Here is a 21,378-nt window from a genome sequence, read left to right on the forward strand (position 1 = left end):
AGCAAGCCGGCTCCTACAGGTGAGTGCGCGTTCGCAAGCTTGACCTGTATGACCAACGATTGACTGCCGGCGCGTGTGCCCGCCTGCGAGGCGCGTTATACTGCCGCGCCTTTTTAGCGTCGCGCCAGCATGCCCGGCGTGCCTTGAAAGGTGCTTGCAACCGACCGATGCACCCAAGCTGCAAGCACCTTATTGAATGTTCCCGTCTTTTAGAGGAGCGCGACTCATGACCGTGATCAAGCAAGACGACCTGATTCAGAGCGTTGCCGACGCCCTGCAATTCATTTCCTATTACCACCCCGTGGATTTCATCCAGGCGATGCACGAAGCCTACCTGCGCGAAGAATCGCCAGCGGCCCGTGACTCGATGGCGCAAATCCTGATCAACTCGCGCATGTGCGCCACCGGCCACCGCCCGATCTGCCAGGACACCGGCATCGTCACCGTGTTCGTTCGCGTGGGCATGGACGTACGTTGGGATGGCGCCACCATGGGCCTGGACGACATGATCAACGAAGGCGTGCGCCGGGCTTACAACCTGCCGGAAAACGTCCTGCGTGCCTCGATCCTCGCCGACCCGGCGGGCGCTCGTAAAAACACCAAGGACAACACCCCGGCCGTTATCCACTACTCCATCGTTCCGGGTAACACCGTGGAAGTGGACGTGGCGGCCAAGGGCGGCGGTTCCGAGAACAAGTCGAAAATGGCCATGCTCAACCCGTCCGACTCGATCGTCGACTGGGTACTGAAGACCGTTCCGGAAATGGGCGCCGGCTGGTGCCCACCGGGCATGCTCGGCATCGGCATCGGCGGCACCGCCGAGAAAGCCGCCGTCATGGCCAAGGAAGTGTTGATGGAATCCATCGACATTCACGAGCTGAAAAAGCGCGGCCCGTCCAACCGTATCGAAGAGATGCGTCTGGAGCTGTTCGAGAAGGTCAACCAACTGGGCATCGGCGCCCAGGGCCTCGGTGGCCTGACCACCGTGCTCGACGTGAAGATCATGGATTACCCGACCCACGCCGCTTCGTTGCCGGTGTGCATGATCCCGAACTGCGCCGCCACCCGTCACGCGCACTTCGTGCTCGACGGTTCCGGCCCGGCCTCCCTGGAAGCGCCACCGCTGGACGCCTACCCGGAAATCGTCTGGGAAGCCGGCCCGTCGGCCCGTCGCGTCAACCTCGACACCCTGACCCCGGAAGAAGTACAAAGCTGGAAGCCGGGCGAAACCGTCCTGCTCAACGGCAAGATGCTCACCGGTCGCGACGCTGCGCACAAGCGCATGGTCGAGATGCTGAACAAGGGTGAAACCCTGCCGGTGGATCTGAAAGGTCGCTTCATCTACTACGTCGGCCCGGTTGATCCGGTGCGCGAAGAAGTGGTTGGCCCGGCTGGCCCGACCACTGCAACGCGGATGGACAAGTTCACCCGTCAGATCCTCGAGCAAACCGGCCTGTTGGGCATGATCGGCAAATCCGAACGCGGCCCGACCGCAATCGATGCGATCAAGGACCACAAGGCCGTTTACCTGATGGCGGTTGGCGGCGCGGCTTATCTGGTGGCACAAGCCATCAAGAAATCCCGCGTGGTGGCCTTCGCTGAACTGGGGATGGAAGCCATCTACGAGTTCGACGTGAAGGACATGCCGGTGACGGTTGCGGTCGACAGCAAAGGTGAATCGGTACACATCACCGGTCCTGCCATCTGGCAGAAAAAGATCAGTGAGAGTCTGGCGGTAGAAGTGCAGTAAGTTGCGCTGAAACGCCCCTGAAAAAACCGGCCTGTTGGTGACGACAGACCGGTTTTTTTTCGCCTGGAGTAATCCCGGAATTTCCCCGGCTAACAGGGCTGACCTGTCAGATATGACAGGTCACAGCCGCCGCAGCCCCTGATAAGTTGAATGCACTTGTGCGTCCTTGTCAGGTGGAAACGGAAATGGCCACGGAAGAACAAAAAGGCACTATCAATATTTCGGCCCCCGCCCAACCGAAAATCGGCGGCGCCATTGCCAGTTTTGGCGGCTGGGGAGCGGTGGGGACTACAGGTTCGGCCTCGTTGGCCATACCGGTGCCCATTTCCCAGGCTCCCAATCGGGAAATGGTGCCGGCTCTTTCGCTGAGCTACAGCAGCCACGTGGGCAACAGTATTTTCGGTATCGGCTGGCATTTGACCGTCAATGCGATAACGGTGCGCACGAGCAAGGGCGTTCCACTGTACGACAAGCGCAAGGATCTGATGGTCGGCGCCGATGGCGAAACCTGGATGCCGGAGCTGGATGCCCAGGGCGAGATCGTTGACAGACCCGTCACTCTCGGGACAACAAACTATCGAGCCATTCGCTATCAGCCACGCATCGAGGGCGGTTTTGCCAAAATCGAACGGCTGATCAGTGACGACGATGCGGCAGGTTTCTGGCTGATTCATAGCGCCGATGGCAATCGCCATGTCTATGGCAAGACGCTGGCCTCGCGCCGGGCGGAACCCAGGGACGAGAACAAACCCCAGGAGCCCGAACGCATCGGGGTCTGGCTGCTGGACGAAACCGTCACCCCCCGGGGCGAGCACATCGTCTATGAATACAAGGCCGAAACGCAGAACCCGGTCGCGCCCGATTTTCGCGACTACCGTGCCCAGCGGTATTTGCAGCGAGTGCTGTACGGCAATGCAGTGGCGGAGTCAGAGCTGTATTCATTGAAGGACGGTGGCTGGAAAGACGTCGATTTCCACTTTCATCTGCTGTTCGATTACGGCGAACGCAGCCACGACTTGACGCAAATACCGGTCTACGGCCCCGAGTACCTGCAGGGAGGCGATCAGCACGACAAATGGCTCGAACGCAGCGACCCGTTCTGGAATCACGATTACGGATTCGAACTGGGCACGCGGCGCCTCTGTCGGCAGGTGCTGATGTTTCACCATTTCCGCAACGAACTGGGTGACTCACCAAAGCTGGTCCAACGGCTTTTTTTGCAGCACCGCCAGGGTACGCTGGAATACAACCACCTGACTGCCGCTCATCTTCAGGCCTACGATCAACAAGGCAAAGTCGAGAGCCGGCCGCCGTTCGAATTCAGCTACGCGCCCTTCGATCTGGAAAAAGCCGATCAACCCGGCTGGAAATCGTTCCCGCAGATGCCAGGCCTCAATGACGGTCAGCGTTACCAGTTGGTGGATTTGTACGGTAAAGGCATGCCCGGCATTTTATGTCGCTACGACAAGGCCTGGTTCTACCGCGAACCGTTGCGCGATAACTACCCCAGCGATGACGTTCGCTACGGCGACCTGACTGAGCAGCCATACACTCCGCTGGCCGACAGCAGTAAATCGCTGCGTCAGACGCTCACCGACCTGAACGGTGACGGCAAGCTCGAATGGGGTGTACACGCGCCGACCATGAATGGCTGCTTCACCATGAACCCTGACCGCCAGTGGTCAGGATTTGTCCCCTACAAAGCCTTCCCGCTGGAGTACTTCCATCCTCAGGCGCAGATGGCCGACCTGGTAGGCGACGGTCGCACTCACGTGGCCCTGATCGGCAGCAACAGTGTGCGTTTGTACACCAATCTGGGCGATGACAAAGGGTTCAGTGCCGGCCGAAATGTAGAGCACGACAACGACGATGCCCTGCCACTGCCGAGCAATTCCGAAACCGAAGTGGTCGGTTTCAGTGACGTGCTGGGCAGCGGCAAACAGCACCTGTTCCGTCTCCGTCACAACAGCCTGGAGTGCTGGCCCAACCTCGGTCATGGGCGCTTCGGGAAAAGAATCGTGCTCAGCGCCCCGACGTTTCCTTACGAGTCATTCAATGCTTCGCAAGTCTTGCTGGCGGATCTGGATGGTTCGGGTGCAACTGACCTGATCTACCTGGAATCCGACCGGATGCGGGTGTTCATGAACCACTGTGGCAAGGGTTTCACCACCGAGTCGATTGATCTGCCCTGGCCTGAAGGCGTGCGCTACGACCGGTTGTGCCAGGTCACCACGGCGGACCTGCTGGGGCTGGGTTGCACCAGCGTGATCCTGACCGTACCGCACATGTCGCCCCGGCACTGGCGCTACGATTTCGTCAAAGCCAAACCGTATCTGGTCAACCGCAGCAACAACAACATGGGCACGCTCAGCCACATCGACTATCGCAGTTCGGCACAGGAGTTCCTTGACGAGGAATACGAGCACCATCAGATCGATAAAGACAAAGTCGTCGAGTCCGGTGTGCCGTTCGCCATGCATCTGGTCAAGCGCCAGACCCAGATCGATGAAATTACCGGCAATAAACTGACCCAGCTCATGAGTTACCGCCAGGGTTATTACGACCCCTTCGAACGGGAGTTCCGCGGTTTTGGCCTGTTATTGCAGACCGATACCGAAGCGACCGAGGCGGAACGCAGAAGCCTGGGCTTCACCGCGCCGATCCTGAGTAAAACCTGGTTTCACACGGGCAAGAGCATTGATCAGCCAAGGGACGGTTATTACAACAACGATGTGCAGGCTGTTGCGTTGAAAGCCACCAAGCTGGAACGTTTTCACGCGCGCGACAGCGCCGGCGAACCGTTTGAGCCTGACGAAGAAACAGCCCGCCAGATCGCACGTGCGCTCAGTGGCTCGACACTGCGCTCTGAAATTTTCGCTCGGGATAACCCGGTTGTGCCGTATGCAGTGACGGAAGCCCGCTATCAGGTACGCCTGTTGCGGGCAAAAAGCGAGCATTACCCCTATGCCGTGCTGCAACCCATGGCGCTGGAATCCATCAGCTATCAGTACGAACCTGAACTGGCGGACGACCCGCGCTGCGAACACAGCCTCAGCCTGAAATGGGACGAGTTCGGCAGCGTACTCCACGCGATGATCGTCTACTACGCCCGGCGCAAAACCGACGCAACGCCGCCCTTTGAAGACGAGCATAAAAACCGCTATTGGAAAGATGCCCACGATGAGGCGCAGCAGTGCTGGTATTTGACCGAGTCCAAGGCCGAATTCATTCACGTGTACGACGAAGCGACCTGGAAGCCGGGTATGCCTTTTCGACTGGGGTTGCCGTATCGGGAGCGCAGTAATGCGCTGGTGCTGGAAAAGGCGCAGTTGAGTATCAAAGATATCCACCACGAGAACTTTCTGGAGTGGAGCAAGGACGAGGGTGAATGGGCGAAGCAGTCGGTGCTCGCGGGCATGTCGATGCAGCTCTACACCGATCCTCTCAACAGTCAGACACTGGAACAAGGCAAGGCGACTGTCCATGCGCTGCTGGCCCATGTGGTGATTGCCGAACTGTATCGCAGGGCCTTGAGCGCTTATGACAAGCTCAAGGACAAAGACGGCAACATGCCCTTCAACCTCAAGGAGAAGCTCGAATCACCCGAGGTGGGTTACCACATCATGAAGTGGTTCTTGCCTGAGGTTGAGCAGTCGGAGCCCACCGACCCGACTGACGCGAAGGAATACCTGTGGTCGATTCACCGAGGGTTTCCGAAATACTATGATTCCGAGGGTTTCTACAACGTCGAATCCTTCCAGCAAACCCGAAGCCACGGCATCACCAAAGTCACCTACGACCCTTACTGGTGCCTGCACACAGCCATCGAATTGCCGGACGGTTGCATCACTCAGATCGTCGACACTGATTACTGCACGTTTCTGCCCGCAGCGATCAAAGACCCCAATCAAAACACCCAGGAAGCGCGCTACAACGCTTTTGGCGAAGTGCTGGTCACCAGTTTTTATGGCACCGAACTGGGTGAGGCGGTCGGCTTCGACCCGCTGAGCGACTACGTGCGCCCCGACGACCGCAGTCCGGCCCATGCCATCGAATCGCCCTTTGTCGCCATCGGCAATTACGCCATGGCCATGTTCAGCGACGCGTTCAGCTGGATGGGCCGTCTGCCGACAACCGAGCCGCCCGCTGAGGAATGGCTGACCTGGGCGCTGGCAGAAGGGTTTGTGCTACCCAGCGGCCACCTTTGTGATCGCGCTCGCGAGCATCTGCACGATCTCGAAGCCCCCACACCCTCCGAGCGACTTCTCCAACAATACGTCGATGCCGCCCATCGTGAGCCGGTGCACATCGCGATCCTGCAAGCAGACCGTTATCCCGGCGATCCGGAGTTACAGATTCGCATCGCCATCAGTCATCAGGACGGCTTCAGCCGGGTACTGCAAACCAAGCAGGAGGTCGAACCGGGCAAGGCTTGGGTGGTGTTGGACGACGGCACCTTGAAACTCAAGGACGATGGCACCCCGGACGAAGCCTTAGCCGCGCGACGCTGGCGGGTCAGCGAGCCGGTCGAATACAACAACAAGGGTGAAAAAGTACGGATCTACCGGCCGTATTTCGCGGATAGGTGGATAAACATCAAAGACCATTCAATGCGTAAACACGCCTATCACGACCAGCAGTTCTACGATGCTGCAGGGCGTCCGACCGAAACCGTGCTGGCGAAAAAAATGCTGCAAGGTGATCCACCGGAGCTGAAACCGCTGCGCCGGGAAATGTGGTACTGGATCTGGTGCACCGTGGCGTTTGACGAGAATGATCTGTTTGAGCCGCCACCACCCGAAAAGCGCCGAACCAACAGAACGCTCCATTGAACATGAGCATCCATTCGCATACGCCACAACTGGCGGTCATCGACAACCGTGGCCTGCCAGTTCGTCAGGTCGCGTACTGGCGGCGAGACGCGGCTGAGCTCAGGCCCGAAGCGCTGGTGACGGCTCAGGAGCATGACGGCGCCGGTCGCCTGGTGGCGCAACGGGATCCGCGCTTCCTCGCGCCCGCGTCCCGCCCGAACATGGCCACGGTTTACAGCCTGTCTGGCGCTGCGTTGTGCACTGAAAGTCGCGACGCCGGATGGCGCCTGGGCTTACCGGACAGGACCGGGCACATGCGCGAGCATTGGGATGGTCGAGGCAGCCATTGGCAGAACGAGTACGACACACAGCGACGGCTGACCGCAGTCCATGAACAAACCCGAGACTCAACCTCACGCACCGTTGAACGCCTGACCTACGCCGACAACGCTGGTGAGTTCGCCGAGCGTAATCAGTGCGGACAATTGATCCGCCACGATGATCGGGCCGGTGTGGTCTGGCTCGACCAGCAAGCGCTCAACGGCGGCGTCATCCGCCAACGCCGACGGTTTCTGCCGGATCAGTCTGACGTTCATCCCCACTGGCCCGTCGTCGAAGCGGAACGCGACGCCCTGCTGCAACCCGGCGCGGGGTACATCACCGCGAGCCGCATCGGGCCGTTGGGGCAAGTGCTTGAGCAGACCGATGCCGGCGGTCATCGACAACACTTCAGCGTTGATCGCGCCGGGCAATTGCAACGCATTGACCTGACCCTCGACTCTCAAGGCCGGCAACCGCTGTTGAAAGCGGCGAGCTACAACGCCGAAGGCCAACTGCTGACTCAGGTGACCGGCAACGACGTCACCGGCAGCGCGACCTACGAGGCGGCGAGCGGCCGGTTGAAGCGCTTGACCGCCACCACCTCGGCATGTGCTCGCTTGCAGGACCTGCGTTATGAGTACGACCCGGTCGGCAACATCCTGCGACTGGTGGACCATACCCAACCCGTCACGTTTTTCGCCAACCAGCGTGTAGCGGCAGAAAACACTTACACCTACGACAGTCTTTACCAACTGATCTGCGCCACGGGTCGTGAGACTGCCAATGCCGGGCAGATCCCCGGTCTGCCGGAACTGATCACGCCCAGTCCCATCGACCCCGGGCGGCTGCTCAACTACACCGAAGACTACGCGTACGACGCCAGTGGTAACCGCACCGAACTGCGTCATGTCAGTGATGGAAATCCGTTCAGGCAACAGCTGCGCGTCGATCCGCAGAGCAACCGCGCCCTGCCCTGGAACGAGGGTGAAGACAAGCCGGACTTCCCACGCAATTTCGACGCAAACGGCAACCAGCAATACCTGGCCCCCGGTGCACAGCCGATGACCTGGGACGCGTTGAATCAGTTGCAAAGCGTGACCACCGTCGGCCGCCCGACCGAGGCCGATGACGCTGAAGGGTTTCGCTACAACGCGGCCGGTGAACGGGTGGCCAAGTTCAGCAGCCAACAGGCCCATGCCGTGGCTCATCGGCGTGTCGTTCATTACCTTCCGGGACTGGAAGTGCGCACCACCGATGACGACGAAGAACTTCACGTCATCTGCGTTCCACTGGCCCGTGGCAGCGTGCGGTGCCTGCATTGGGTCAAGGGCAAGCCCGGGGATATCGAGGCCGATCAGTTGCGCTACAGCGTTGACGATCATCTGGGGTCTTGCAGTCTGGAATTGGATAAACACGCGGGTGTGATCAGCCACGAGGGTTATTACCCCTATGGCGGTACGGCGTGGTGGGCGGCGCGTTCGAAGGTCGATGCGGATTACAAGACCGTTCGGTATTCGGGCAAGGAACGGGATGCGTGTGGACTTTATTATTATGGGTTTCGGTATTTTGCGCCGTGGTTGGGGCGGTGGGTGAATCCGGATCCAGCCGGCTCGGTTGACGGCTTGAACTTGTATTGCTTCTGTGGAAACAACCCTGTCTGCAGGACAGATTCTGATGGGCGTATGTGGGGGCCGTTCGAAGAAGCTGTAGATGCATTTTTGGAGATCGAACCAGTAATCAGAGCGGAGTATGGCCTGCCACCGATCGGGCTGCCTGCTTCAGAGCTGGAAGACGATGAGTCAATGGATTACCAGGACTCACCGGAATCATTTGCAAGCCATGACTCACCGGGCGAATCCAGTCCGGGTTCTGCTGACAGCCCCGTCCCGCCCCCCTCACCAACAAATGATCAAAATACCGTCCTCGATATTTTGAATGCGAACCCCGATAAACCCGTTCACTACTGGAACGATGCAAACCTGCTGGAAAGGACCAGCTTCGGCGGCAAAGTGTACCGGGCAGATCGGCGCCTCCCTGAAGAGGTGCTAAGGGATGGGTTGAACCCCTCAACCGAGTTCACTTCCATTGGCAAAATGATCAGTAGCGAAGCGTTGACTGTCGCGGAGACACTCGAAGGGGTGCTGTTTTATGCAGCACAATCGCAAGATGATTATTACTTTTATGAGATCGATGCCGATGAGGTAGGTGGCGTCTCTTTGCTTGAAAACCTCGTACTCAATACACCAAGAATGCTTCAACACCTTAATGCCGAGCCCACCGGCAGCCCGACCGAACAAACCGGACTCTCAAACAGAATGCGTGAAGCACATTTGAATTTTGATGATCTGAACGATGGCAAACCCAGGATTAAGTCACTGGGTCGACTGCCAGAAGATATGAAACGTGCGCGCGTGACTGTCAACCACTGACCGATAAGGAAGGCAACCGATGGCATGAGATGAGAGCTGGCGCGAGATAACCTACATGCTATCTTGCGCCTCCTATCGCCAGTCCGACTCGCGTTCCATGATTTCGATTTCCCGTACCCTGCGCCTGACGCTGTACACCTTCATCATCCTCGCAGGCGCAGCCCTTGCAGCCACGCTAGCCATGCGCCACGCCGAGCGTCAGGCCCTGGTGGAAGATGCCGCCCGCGCCAATCTGCAACTGGGCTTGTACGCCACGTCCCTGCACACCCTGATCGAACGCTACCGCGCCCTGCCCGCCGTGCTGGCGCTGGACCCGGAGCTGCGTTCGGCGCTCAACGGGCCGGTGACAACGGAACAGCAGGACGTGCTGAACCGCAAACTGGAAAAGATCAACGGCGCCGCCGAGTCTTCGACCCTGGAACTGCTCGATCACACCGGCCTCGCCGTGGCGGCGAGCAACTGGCGTTTGCCCAGCAGTTACGTCGGTCACAACTACGGTTTTCGCCCCTACTTCAGCCAGACCCGCACCCAAGGCACCGGGCGATTTTATGCGGTGGGCGTGACCAGCGGGATTCCCGGTTACTTCCTGTCCAGCGCCGTCACCGATGACGGCGGGAAGTTTCTCGGCGCCATGGTGGTGAAGCTCGAATTTCCCGAACTGGAGCGCGAATGGCGTCAGGGCAGCGACACGCTGCTGGTCAGCGATGCACGCGGGATCATCTTCATCGCCAATCAGCCGGGCTGGCGCTATCGCCAGTTGAAACCGCTGAGTGAAAGCGACCACGCCGAACTCAAGGCCACCCGCCAATACGACAAGCAGCCACTGACGCTGCTCGGCTATCAATCGCTGCGGCGCTTTGACGACAACAGCGAACTGGCCCGGGTCGATGGCCCGGACGGCAAAGCGGATTACCTGTGGGAATCCCTGCCGCTGACCGCCGAGGGCTGGACGCTGCACTTGCTGCGTCGTCCGCAAGTGGCGTTCGAAGACAGTCGCAACGCCGCCCTCGCCGCTGCCGGGTTGTGGCTGACGCTGGTGTTTCTGCTGCTGTTCCTCAACCAGCGCTGGCGCCTGGCCAAGATGCGTCAGCGCAGTCGCGAAGAGCTCGAACAGTTAGTGGAAGAACGCACCCGCGACCTGCGCACGGCGCAGGACGGTCTGGTGCAATCGGCCAAACTGGCCGCCCTCGGCCAGATGTCGGCAGCGCTGGCCCATGAAATCAATCAGCCGCTGACTGCCCAGCGCATGCAGTTGGCGACGCTGCGGTTGCTGCTCGATCACGGCCGTGTCGACGACGCCTACAAGGCACTGAAACCGGTGGATGAAATGCTGACGCGCATGGCCGCCCTCACCGGCCACCTGAAAACCTTCGCCCGCAAAAGCCCCAGCGGCTTGCGCGAACGGCTGGACCTGGCTTCAGTGGTGGACCAATCGCTGCAACTGCTCGACACGCGCCTGCGCGATGAACAGGTCAGCACCGTGCTGCACCTGACACGCCCTGCGTGGGTGCGGGGCGATGCGATTCGTCTGGAGCAGGTGCTGATCAATCTGCTGCGCAACGCCCTGGATGCGATGCAGGATAAACCCTGCAAACGCCTGGAAATTCGCCTCGAAGCCGACGAACAACTGTGGCGCCTGAGCGTCATCGACAACGGTGGCGGCATCGCCGAAGAAAATCTGCCGAAGGTCTTCGATCCGTTTTTCACCACCAAACCGGTGGGCGATGGCCTGGGCATCGGTCTGGCCGTATCCTTTGCCATCGTTCACGAATCGGGTGGACGCCTGAGTGCCGCTAATCACGACAACGGCGCGGTGTTCACCCTCACCCTGCCCATCGATCCGGAGGCGCCTGGCGCATGCTGAATTCTGTGATGGTGGTCGACGACGAAAGCAGCATCCGCAGCGCCGTCGAACAATGGCTGAGCCTGTCGGGTTTCGAGGTGCAGTTGTTCAGCCGCGCCGATGAATGCCTGGCGCAGTTGCCCAAGCACTTCCCCGGGGTGATCCTCAGCGACGTGCGCATGCCCGGCATGACCGGGCTGGAACTGCTCGCCGAAGTGCAGCGCCGCGATGCCGATTTGCCGGTGATTCTGCTGACCGGCCACGGCGATGTGCCAATGGCGGTCGATGCGATGCGCGATGGCGCCTACGATTTTCTCGAAAAACCCTTCAGCCCGGAAACCCTGCTCGGCAGCCTGCGCCGTGCGCTGGACAAGCGCCGACTGGTGCTGGAAAACCGCGCGTTGCACGAGCAGGCCGATAACCGCGCCAAACTCGACGCGACCTTGCTTGGCGTGTCCCGTGGCTTGCAGACATTGCGTCGGCAAGTGCTGGATCTGGCGGCGTTGCCGGTCAACGTGTTGATTCGCGGTGAAACCGGCAGCGGCAAGGAGCTGGTCGCCCGTTGCCTGCACGACTTCGGCCCGCGTGCCGACAAGCCGTTTGTCGCGCTGAACTGTGCGGCGATTCCCGAGCAATTGTTCGAGGCCGAGCTGTTTGGGCACGAGAGCGGCGCGTTCACCGGCGCTCAGGGCAAACGCATCGGCAAGCTCGAATACGCCGATGGCGGCACGCTGTTTCTCGATGAAATCGAAAGCATGCCGCTGGCCCAACAGGTGAAATTGCTGCGGGTGTTGCAGGAGCAGAAGCTGGAGCGCTTGGGTTCCAATCAGAGCATTCGCGTGGATTTGCGCATCATCGCTGCGACCAAACCGGATTTGCTGGACGAGGCGCGGGCCGGGCGTTTTCGCGAGGATCTGGCCTATCGGTTGAACGTCGCCGAGTTGCGCTTGCCGCCGTTGCGTGATCGACGCGAAGACATTCCATTGTTGTTCGAGTCGTTTGCGCACAGGGCTGCCGAGCGGCTGGGCCGCACGTTTGCGCCGCTGAGCGGCCCGCAGTTGAGCCATCTGTTGAGTCACGACTGGCCGGGCAATGTGCGCGAACTGGCGAACGTGGCCGAACGGCAAGTATTGGGGCTGGAAGAGCCCACGCCTGCGGGTATCGATCCGGGGCAGTCGCTGGCAGCGCAGCAGGAAGCGTTCGAAGCGCATTGCCTGCGCGCGGCGTTGACGCGGCACAAGGGCGATGTGAAAGCGGTGCTGGAAGAGCTGCAACTGCCGCGCCGTACGTTCAATGAAAAGATGCAGCGGCATGGCCTGACCCGCGAGATGTTCCTCTAACGGCCAACACAAACCCTGTAGGAGCGAGGCTTGCCCGCGAAGAAGTCAGCGCGGTCTACCTGAAACACCGCATTATCGTTCTTCGCGGGCGAGCCTCGCTCCTACAGGATCACGAAGATGCGCGGATTTTCGCTCGTTACTCCGCCAACCATAAGCGGATTTCCGCTCACTCAAACCTCAACCCCCCTCTAAACCGGCCCTCCCCCCGTTGGCACACCTCCTGCTATAGCCCTCGCAGGCTGCGTTTAAACGCGCTCCACAAAAACAATTAAACGAAGGATCCTTCAATGGATAACTCCAACGCCCTGCCCCTTGGGTCGGCTGCCGTGCCGGTCAAAGAAAGAACCACCGCCAGTCGTATCAAATCGATCTTCAGCGGTTCGGTCGGCAACATGGTCGAGTGGTACGACTGGTACGTCTATGCCGCCTTCTCCCTGTATTTCGCCAAAGCGTTTTTCCCCAAAGGCGACACCACCGCCCAACTGCTGAATACCGCCGCGATCTTCGCCGTGGGCTTCCTGATGCGCCCGATCGGTGGCTGGCTGATGGGCCTCTACGCCGACAAGGCCGGGCGTAAACGCGCATTGATGGCCTCGGTGTACCTGATGTGCTTCGGCTCGCTGCTGATTGCCCTGAGCCCCGGTTATGAAACCATCGGCATCGGCGCGCCGATCCTGCTGGTGTTCGCCCGTCTGCTGCAAGGCCTGTCGGTCGGTGGCGAATACGGCACCTCGGCCACCTACCTCAGCGAAATGGCGACCAAGGAGCGTCGCGGTTTCTACTCCAGCTTCCAGTACGTGACCCTGATCTCTGGCCAGCTCATCGCACTGGCGGTGCTGATCGTGTTGCAACAAGTGCTGACCACCGAAGAGCTGTACGCGTGGGGCTGGCGTATTCCGTTCGCCATCGGCGCGCTGTGTGCCGTGGTCGCGCTTTACCTGCGCCGTGGCATGGAAGAGACCGAGTCGTTCACCAAGGTCAAGAAAGAGAAAAAAGAAAGCGCCATGCGCACGCTGATGCGCCATCCCAAGGAACTGATGACCGTGGTCGGCCTGACCATGGGCGGCACCCTGGCGTTCTACACCTACACCACGTACATGCAGAAATACCTGGTGAACACCGTCGGCATGAGCATCTCCGACTCCACCACCATTTCCGCTGCCACGCTGTTCCTGTTCATGTGCCTGCAACCGATCATCGGCGGGCTCTCGGACAAGGTCGGTCGTCGGCCGATCCTGATTGCCTTCGGCATCCTCGGCACGCTGTTTACCGTGCCGATCCTCACCACCCTGCACACCATCCAGTCGTGGTGGGGCGCGTTCTTCCTGATCATGGCGGCGCTGATCATCGTCAGCGGCTACACCTCGATCAACGCCGTGGTGAAAGCCGAGCTGTTCCCGACCGAAATCCGCGCCCTGGGCGTTGGCCTGCCGTACGCCCTGACCGTGTCGATCTTCGGCGGCACCGCTGAATACATCGCGCTGTGGTTCAAGAGCATTGGCATGGAAACCGGTTACTACTGGTATGTCACCGCGTGTATTGCCGTGTCGTTGCTGGTGTACATCACCATGAAAGACACCCGCAAACATTCGCGGATCGAGACGGACTAAGCTCGTCAGCGCAACAAAAAAATGGGGCAGACCTTAGCGGGTCTGCCCCTTTTCTTTGCCCGACACATTCCCTTGTAGGAGCCGGCTTGCCGGCGATGGTGTGTCAGCGACAAAAGTGTTGGCTGACACTCCATCGCCAGCAAGCTGGCTCCTACAGGGATAGAGTCGACTGGAAATAAGGTGGTCGTCCTTGCACTATGAACGCCACACCAACAGGAATCCCTTCATGCCCGACGACATCCACTACTACGAACCCGCCAACGGCCACGGTCTGCCGCATGACCCGTTCAATGCCATCGTCGGCCCGCGCCCCATCGGCTGGATTTCTTCGCAGGATGCCGACGGCCGCCTGAACCTAGCGCCCTACAGTTTCTTCAACGCGTTCAACTACATTCCACCGATCATTGGGTTTTCCAGCGTCGGACGCAAAGACAGCCTGAACAACATCGAGCAGACCGGCGAGTTCGCCTGGAACCTGGCAACCCGGCCGCTGGCCGAACAGATGAACCAGAGCTGTGCGATGGTCGGGCCAGAGGTCAACGAGTTCGAGTTGTCCGGGCTGACGCCCGTCGCGTCGAAAATCATTCAGGTGCCACGGGTCGCCGAAAGCCCGGTGTCCTTCGAGTGCAAGGTCACGCAGATCATCCAGTTGCAGCGCGCCGACGGCAACGTGGTGCCGAGCTGGCTGATTCTCGGCGAAGTGGTCGCCGTGCACATCGCCAAATGGCTGTTGAAGGACGGGGTGTACGACACCGCCGCGGCAGAACCGATTCTGCGCGGTGGCGGACCAGCGGATTACTTTCAACTGGGCCCGGAGGCCTTGTTCAAGATGTTCCGCCCGGGAGCGGTCAGATAATTACCAGATCAGCTCGCCGTCTTCGCCGACGCCCTTGAGGTGCGTCAGTTGCAGGGCGGCAGCTTCGTCCGCTTCTTTGGCGGTCTTGAACGTCTGGTCTTCCAGCAATTTGTTGAAGCGCGGTGCGCCCGAACCACCGATGGCTTTGGTGGCAATCGCCGCATAGTAACCGCCCTCGCGGGGCACTACGGCGGATACGGCTTCGAAGGTTTCAAAGGCTTTGCGTGCCATGTCGCGGATCCTGGCTAATTGAGAATGGCGTCATTAAACCCTCAACCCGCCAGTTTGTGTACCCGCGACCGGGACTGCCACTGCGCCTGGGCCGCCGACACGTCCTTGAAGGTATGGAAATCCAGGCTGTTGACCACCAGCTCTTGCACCAGCTCAGCGAAAATATCCATGGCCGGCGTACTGAAATAGGCCGTCATGGCTTGCTGATGGGTCCAGAAACCGGACACCAGCCACAATTCCGGATCGCACTGCGAATGCTGCAGGGAAAAACTCAGGCAGCCAGGCGCGGTGCGCGACGGCTCGATCAAGGCGCTGAGGCGCGCACCGAGTTCCGCCGAACACCCGGCGCGGGCCCGGACGAAGGCCATATGACTGACGGGGATCTGCTTAGACATGTTCAACCCTCCCAGGTACTCGAGTGGCAGCCGTGGGACGGGCTGCGACAGGATCCAAGATTAAGCCCCTGCACGCCGCCCCGTTAGTCGATTCCTGCCGGCTTGTTGCACAATCCTGCGAGGCTGCATTCCGTACCTGTAACAATGTGTGAATAGTGTCACAGGCCTGAAACACGAGGTTCGAGCAAGTTTTCTCTGCCATAGACTGCCTTGGCAGCACGCCTCTTCAACCCCGTGCAGAATCAGGCAAGCTTTTCGCAGGATGTGTCTACCGCTGTGCCTTGCACAAATTTAAGCTCAGCTCATTCCCATTGCTTCGCCGAGGATGCCCTGCATGTCGTCGCTCGATCACTTTCAAGCCCCGCTGGACGCCGACATGGAGAAACAGCGCGCGGAACTGGCCGCTATCATCCGTCGCAACACGATGGAGGATGGCACTTATGCCACTGCCGTCGCCTCGCTGTTCATGGGCAAACACAGCCAGTCCCATGAATTCGCCCCGGTGCTGGCGCAACCGGCGTTGTGCATCATGGCGCAGGGGCGCAAAGAGGTCAGACTGGCCGACGAATACTTCAATTACGACCCGCTGAATTACCTGGTGGTGTCGGTCTCCATGCCCCTGAGCGGGCGGATAGTGAACGTCACCTCTGAAGAACCGATTCTCTCGGTGCGGCTGGACATTGATCCGGCGGAAATCACCGCGTTGATTGCAGACGCCGGTCCATTGAGCGTGCCGACCCGCCCCACCGGTCGCGGTTTGTATGTCGAACGGATCGACACCGCGATGCTCGATGCGGTGTTGCGCCTGGCGCGATTGCTGGACACGCCGAAAGACATCGCCATGCTCGCACCGTTGATTCGCCGGGAGATTCTCTATCGGTTGTTGCGCAGTCAGCAGGGCCATCGTTTGTATGAGATCGCGATTGCCAATAGCCAGAGCCACCGCATCAGCCAGGCGATCAAATGGCTCAACGGCAACTATGAGCAACCGCTGCGCATTGATGATTTGGCCAAGGAAGTGAATCTGAGCGTGTCGACCTTGCATCACCGGTTCAAGGCGATGACGGCGATGAGTCCGTTGCAGTATCAGAAGCAACTGCGCTTGCAGGAAGCGCGGCGGTTGATGCTGGCCGAAGGGCTGGAAGCGTCGGCGGCGGGGTATCGCGTCGGGTATGAAAGCCCGTCGCAGTTCAGCCGGGAGTACAGCCGGTTGTTCGGGGCGCCGCCGCTGCGGGATTTGGCGCGGTTGCGGTTGACGGTTTAGCCGAATTCAACCGCACACCTGTAGGAGCGAGCGGGCGGCGATCCGACTTGCCCGCGAAGGGGTCACCGCGGTCATATCTGAATGACCGCGTTATCGTTCTTCGCGGGCAAGCCTCGCTCCTACAGGGGGTGCGCTTTTTACGCGCCGAGTACTCGGCAAGCTTCTGCCGGCAACGTCACCGACACCGGGTTGCCAATGCTCAACCCGAACCCCTGGCACGGCGTGCTCAACGCGGTAAACGACACCCCGGAACACTCCACGGTCGTCTCGATCGTCGCGCCGATATCACGCACGAACGTCACGGTGCCCAACAAGCGATTCCCCGCCGTCGCCTGCGGATGCGACAGTTGCAGGTCCTCAGGGCGGATCAGCATCTTGACCCTCTCTCCCGCCGTAATGCTCGTGCAGATCGGCACTTGCAGTGCATCGCCCCCCGGCAGGCTGACCTGGCCGTTACCCAGCGCGGTCGCCGGGAAGATGTTGCCCGAACCGATGAAGTCCGCGACAAACTCGTTGGCCGGATGACGATAGATCTCGATCGGCGTGCCGACCTGCTGCACGCGATGCTCACCCAGCACCACGACGATATCGGCCATGGTCATCGCCTCACGCTGGTCGTGGGTGACCATAATGGTCGTGATGTTCAGGCGTTGTTGCAGCTGACGGATTTCCACCTGCATCGACTCGCGCAGCTTGGCGTCCAGCGCCGACAGCGGTTCGTCCAGCAGGAGGATTTTCGGGTGGTTGGCAATCGCCCGGGCAATCGCCACACGCTGGCGTTGACCGCCAGACAGTTTCGCCACCGGGCGGTCAATCATTTCCTGCAACTGGATCAGTTCCAGCAATTCCACTACGCGCTTGTGCTGATCAGCCTTGCTGACCCCACGCAATTTCAGCGGATAGGCGATGTTTTCCCCAACGGTCATGTGCGGAAACAGCGCCAACGATTGAAACACCATGCCGAAATTACGCAGATGCGCCGGGGTTTGGCCGATGTCTTCACCGTCCAGGCGAATCTCGCCGCCGGTCAGGGTTTCGAGGCCGGCAATCATCCGCAGCAAGGTGGTTTTACCGCAGCCCGAAGGGCCGAGGAAACACACCAGCTTGCCTTCCGGCAAATGCAGGTTCACATCCTTTACCGCGCAGGCCGAGCCGTAATGTTTCTCGACGTTTTCCAGAATCAGACCAGACATATGAATCACCTCAAGAATCAGAACGAAACGCCACCTTCACCGACCAGCTTCTCCAACGCCCAGATCAGGACGAAGTCGATCAGCACGATCAGCACGGCAAACGAAAATACGGTAGGGTCGAGCGACGACACGGTGCGGCTGTACATCCAGATCGGCACGGTCATCACGTCAATGGTGTAAAGGAAATAGGTCACGGTGAATTCGTTGAACGAGACGATGAACGCCAGCAGCATCCCCGCCAGAATCCCCGACTTCATCAGCGGCACCACCACATCGATGATCGCCCGCGTTGGCGAAGCACCGAGCATTTGTGCGGCCTCTTCAACTTCGCTGCCGATGGAGAGCATTGCCGCCGTGCAGTTTTTCACCACGAACGGCAGCGCCAGGATCACGTGAGCGATCACCAGCCGCGAGGTGGTCATCTGGAACGGCAGGCTGTCGAACACCAGCAGCAATGCCAGGCCCAATACCACCATCGGAAACACCAGCGGCAGCGACATTAGTTGCAGCGCCACCGCTTTGCCGCGGAACTCGCAACGGGTCAGCGCATAAGCCGCCGGCACCGCGATGATCGTGGCGAAGACCATGGTCAGGCACGACACCATCAGGCTGGTGGTCATGGCTTTGCCGAGGCTCAGCACATCACTCGCGTCCGGCGACACGAAGGTGTGCCAGGCGGCCTTGTACCATTGCAGGCTGTAGCTGCTCGGCGGGAAGTCGAGGTTCGACGCACCGCTGAACGACATGACGATCATGGTCAGGATCGGCAACACCGCCAGCAGCAAAATGAAACCCGAAAGGATGCCGGCAAACTTGCCGGTTTCGCCTGGCAGCAGCGAATAACGCTTCTTGATCACAGAGCTCATTGCGAAGCCTCCAGCATGCGCCGACGACGGCCAGTGATGTATTCGGACAAAGTCATGATCGCGAGCGTGGTGACAATCAGCACCACACCGGCGGCGGACGCGGCGGGCCAGTTCATCAGCGGGGCGATCTGGTCATGGACCATCACCGCCAGCATCGGCACACGTCGGCCACCCAGCAGCAACGGCACCACGAAGCTGCTGGCGTTGTATGCGAAAACCAGGGTCGCGCCGGTGATGATCCCCGGAAAACTCATCGGCAGAACCACCTGGCGGAACACCTGAAAGCGACTGGCGCCCAGCGTAGCGGCGGCCTCTTCATAAGTGCGGGCGACGCCGCGCATGGCGCTGGCAATCGGCAGCACGGCCAACGGGAACGCGGTTTGCACCAGGCCCATCAACACGCCGTTCTGGTTGTACAGCAACATGATCGGGCGCTTGATCAGGCCCAGGCCCATCAGTGCCTGATTGAGCATGCCGCCCGGGCCGAGAATCACCAGCCAGCCGTAGCTTTGCAGCAGCAGGTTGACCAGCAATGGCAGCAGCACCGCAGCGAGGAAGATCCTGCGCACAAACGGCGACGTCAGGCGCGACATGGTGTAGGCCACCGGGATCGCCAGCACCACGGCGATTACTGCGCTGATCAGCGCCAGGCGCAGGGTCAGCAGCAAGGATTTGAGGTAATACGGTTCCAGCAATTGGGCGTAGCTGGCCAGGCTGAACCCGGTCCATTCCGCGCCTTTGGTGCCGACGCTCATGCGCAGCACCAGCAGGCTGGCGGCAATCAGCACGCCGAGAAACAGCATCGACGGCGTCAGAAAAACCCAGGCGCGGGTCGTCGGCGAAACACCCCGATTGGCGCGCACAGGAGCTGCATCGACCGGATGAGTCAGAGGTTGGTGTTCCATAGCAAGGGTCTCGTCAATGGAAAGCAGCTGGCAAACACAGGATCTTCAACCACTGAAGATCCCTGTAGGAGTGAGCCTGCTCGCGATGGTGTGTCAGTCGACACTGATGTGGCTGACACACCATCGCGAGCAGGCTCGCTCCTACAGGGGGTTACGGCGTTTGGAAGGCCTGTGTTCGCCACTCGATCAGGAAGAAAAGATTTCCGTGTAGCGACGAATCCATTGGTCATGCACGGAGGCCAGGAAGGCGTTGTCGTGCATGATCGCCTTCTCGGCAATCTGCTCCGGCGTGAGGATGTACGGGCTCTTGCGCGCTTCGGCGGAGATGATCGCCTTGGCGTTGACCGGGCCGTTGTAAATGTCCTCAGCCATCTTGCCCTGCACCAGCGGGTCCAGAGAGTGGTTGATGAACGCGTAGGTCAGGTCGGTATCGCCCGGACGGTTTTTCGGCATCACCGACAGCATCAGGTCGGTGTAGAAACCTTCTTTCATGCCGAACGTGGCGCCCAGGCCGTAGGCCGGATCGCGGATCTGTTTCGGGAAGAAGGCCGGTGCGTACAAGCCGCCCATGTCCAGGGAACCGGTGCGGAACAGCTCGGCGATCTGGTTCGGGTTTTCACCCAGGGTCACCACACGATCCTTCAGCTCGGCGAGTTTCTTGAAGCCGGGTTCGATGTTGTGTTCGTCACCACCGGCCAGTTTGGCGGCGATGATGATCAGGTCCATCGCTTCGGTCCAGTTCGGCGGCGGCAGGAAGATGTTCGGCGACAGCTCCGCGTCCCACAGGGCGGCGTAACTGTCCGGTGCTTCCTTGATGGTACGGGTGCTGTAGACCAGGCTGTTGCACCAGAGCAGGTAACCGATCCCGTGGCCATTGGCGCCGGTGCGGTATTTCTCCGGGACATCCAACAGGTTGGGGATGCGGTTGAGGTCAGGTTTTTCCAGCAGGTTGGCGGCGGCCAGACCTTCGGCGCCAACGCCCGCCAGGGTGATGATGTCGTATTGCGGACGATCACCGCCGGCCTTGAGTTTGGCGACCATTTCCGAAGTACTGCCGGTGCGGTCAGCGATGACCTTGCAGCCGTACTTGTCTTCGAACGTTGCGGCGATGTTGCGCAGTGCGGCCAGGCCTGTGTCATCGGACCAGGTCAGCAGGCGCAGGGTCTTGCCCTGGAAGCGCGTGTCGCTGGCATTGGCCTTGACGAAGGGCAAGCTCATGGCTGCCGCGGCAACCGAGGCCACGCCTACGGTTTTGATGAATTGACGTCTGTTCAGATCATGCTCGCCCATTACGGACTCCCTTTGTTTTTGTAGGTATAAGGCAGGTCGAAACTGTTGCATCCGCGCGGCCGGATCAGTGTTATCCCCCGTATTTTCGGGGTCTTGGCTGAACCAGTGAGTTCATCCTGAGGTCGTGTAAAACACCTGACTATCGATAAAAATTCATTGAAGCCATGACGCCAGCGCATGCCTCATGTAGGAGCGAGCCTGCTCGCGAAAAGTGCATGAACGACGCGGGTTTTCTGACTCCCCGCGTTATCGTTGACGTCCATCGCCGGCAAGC

General features: G+C 60.0%; 15 protein-coding genes. 8 read left to right on the forward strand and 7 right to left on the reverse strand.

The features are described from left to right. The first annotated feature begins 226 nt into the window (after nucleotides 1-226). Both IB246_RS12205 and IB246_RS12210 read left to right on the forward strand, forming a co-directional pair. On the forward strand, nucleotides 227-1,750 hold the full coding sequence (locus IB246_RS12205; RefSeq protein ID WP_008041971.1) for a fumarate hydratase: 1,524 nt from the start codon (nucleotides 227-229) through the stop codon (nucleotides 1,748-1,750). 185 nt (nucleotides 1,751-1,935) lie between these two features. Then, entirely contained in the window at nucleotides 1,936-6,582 is a 4,647-nt protein-coding gene (locus IB246_RS12210; RefSeq protein ID WP_008041973.1) for a SpvB/TcaC N-terminal domain-containing protein, read from the forward strand. 392 nt (nucleotides 6,583-6,974) lie between these two features. On the opposite strand, the gene IB246_RS28685 is transcribed toward IB246_RS12210, so the two are convergent. Next, the gene (locus tag IB246_RS28685) at nucleotides 6,975-7,346 is read right to left on the reverse strand and encodes a hypothetical protein (protein ID WP_225609056.1); all 372 of its coding nucleotides are present in this window, start codon (nucleotides 7,344-7,346) and stop codon (nucleotides 6,975-6,977) included. Between IB246_RS28685 and IB246_RS12215 the strand changes: the two genes are divergently transcribed. From IB246_RS12215 to IB246_RS12235, 5 genes are all read left to right on the forward strand, one after another. After that, nucleotides 7,314-9,311 (forward strand): RHS repeat domain-containing protein, encoded by a 1,998-nt coding sequence (locus IB246_RS12215; RefSeq protein WP_225609057.1) that lies wholly within the window; start codon nucleotides 7,314-7,316, stop codon nucleotides 9,309-9,311. The two genes, IB246_RS28685 and IB246_RS12215, sit on opposite strands and share 33 nt — an antisense overlap. Before the next feature lie 97 nt (nucleotides 9,312-9,408). After that, the gene (locus IB246_RS12220; protein ID WP_032832677.1) at nucleotides 9,409-11,175 is read left to right on the forward strand and encodes a sensor histidine kinase; all 1,767 of its coding nucleotides are present in this window, start codon (nucleotides 9,409-9,411) and stop codon (nucleotides 11,173-11,175) included. Further along, complete coding sequence (locus tag IB246_RS12225; protein ID WP_008041979.1) at nucleotides 11,169-12,494, forward strand: sigma-54-dependent transcriptional regulator; 1,326 nt, start codon at nucleotides 11,169-11,171, stop codon at nucleotides 12,492-12,494. The genes IB246_RS12220 and IB246_RS12225 overlap by 7 nt, the downstream gene beginning before the upstream one ends. 287 nt (nucleotides 12,495-12,781) lie before the next feature. Further along, a complete protein-coding gene (locus tag IB246_RS12230; protein WP_008041981.1) occupies nucleotides 12,782-14,104 on the forward strand; it encodes an MFS transporter in 1,323 nt (440 codons plus the stop codon). 226 nt (nucleotides 14,105-14,330) lie between these two features. Continuing rightward, on the forward strand, nucleotides 14,331-14,960 hold the full coding sequence (locus tag IB246_RS12235) for a flavin reductase family protein (RefSeq protein ID WP_008041982.1): 630 nt from the start codon (nucleotides 14,331-14,333) through the stop codon (nucleotides 14,958-14,960). Here IB246_RS12235 and IB246_RS12240 read toward each other — a convergent pair whose 3' ends face one another. Then, entirely contained in the window at nucleotides 14,961-15,191 is a 231-nt protein-coding gene (locus IB246_RS12240) for a hypothetical protein (RefSeq protein WP_008034307.1), read from the reverse strand. It abuts the gene before it with no gap. Nucleotides 15,192-15,232: 41 nt separating this feature from the next. Then, nucleotides 15,233-15,586 (reverse strand): putative quinol monooxygenase, encoded by a 354-nt coding sequence (locus IB246_RS12245; protein WP_008034309.1) that lies wholly within the window; start codon nucleotides 15,584-15,586, stop codon nucleotides 15,233-15,235. A gap of 334 nt (nucleotides 15,587-15,920) precedes the next feature. Between IB246_RS12245 and IB246_RS12250 the strand changes: the two genes are divergently transcribed. Then, on the forward strand, nucleotides 15,921-16,850 hold the full coding sequence (locus IB246_RS12250) for an AraC family transcriptional regulator (protein WP_008041995.1): 930 nt from the start codon (nucleotides 15,921-15,923) through the stop codon (nucleotides 16,848-16,850). Nucleotides 16,851-16,987: 137 nt separating this feature from the next. Here IB246_RS12250 and IB246_RS12255 read toward each other — a convergent pair whose 3' ends face one another. From IB246_RS12255 to IB246_RS12270, 4 genes are all read right to left on the reverse strand, one after another. Then, nucleotides 16,988-18,043: an ABC transporter ATP-binding protein gene (locus tag IB246_RS12255; RefSeq protein WP_008041997.1), complete on the reverse strand. Its 1,056-nt coding sequence runs from the start codon at nucleotides 18,041-18,043 to the stop codon at nucleotides 16,988-16,990. A gap of 17 nt (nucleotides 18,044-18,060) precedes the next feature. Further along, nucleotides 18,061-18,909 (reverse strand): ABC transporter permease, encoded by an 849-nt coding sequence (locus IB246_RS12260; RefSeq protein ID WP_008034315.1) that lies wholly within the window; start codon nucleotides 18,907-18,909, stop codon nucleotides 18,061-18,063. Then, a complete protein-coding gene (locus tag IB246_RS12265; protein WP_008041999.1) occupies nucleotides 18,906-19,814 on the reverse strand; it encodes an ABC transporter permease in 909 nt (302 codons plus the stop codon). Before IB246_RS12265 ends, IB246_RS12260 begins: the two co-directional genes overlap by 4 nt. 186 nt (nucleotides 19,815-20,000) lie before the next feature. After that, nucleotides 20,001-21,104, reverse strand: a complete 1,104-nt coding sequence (locus IB246_RS12270; protein WP_008042002.1) for an extracellular solute-binding protein — start codon at nucleotides 21,102-21,104, stop codon at nucleotides 20,001-20,003. Between the last annotated feature and the right edge of the window lie 274 nt (nucleotides 21,105-21,378).

The organism is Pseudomonas sp. PDM01, assembly GCF_014852325.1.
Lineage (GTDB): Bacteria > Pseudomonadota > Gammaproteobacteria > Pseudomonadales > Pseudomonadaceae > Aquipseudomonas > Aquipseudomonas migulae.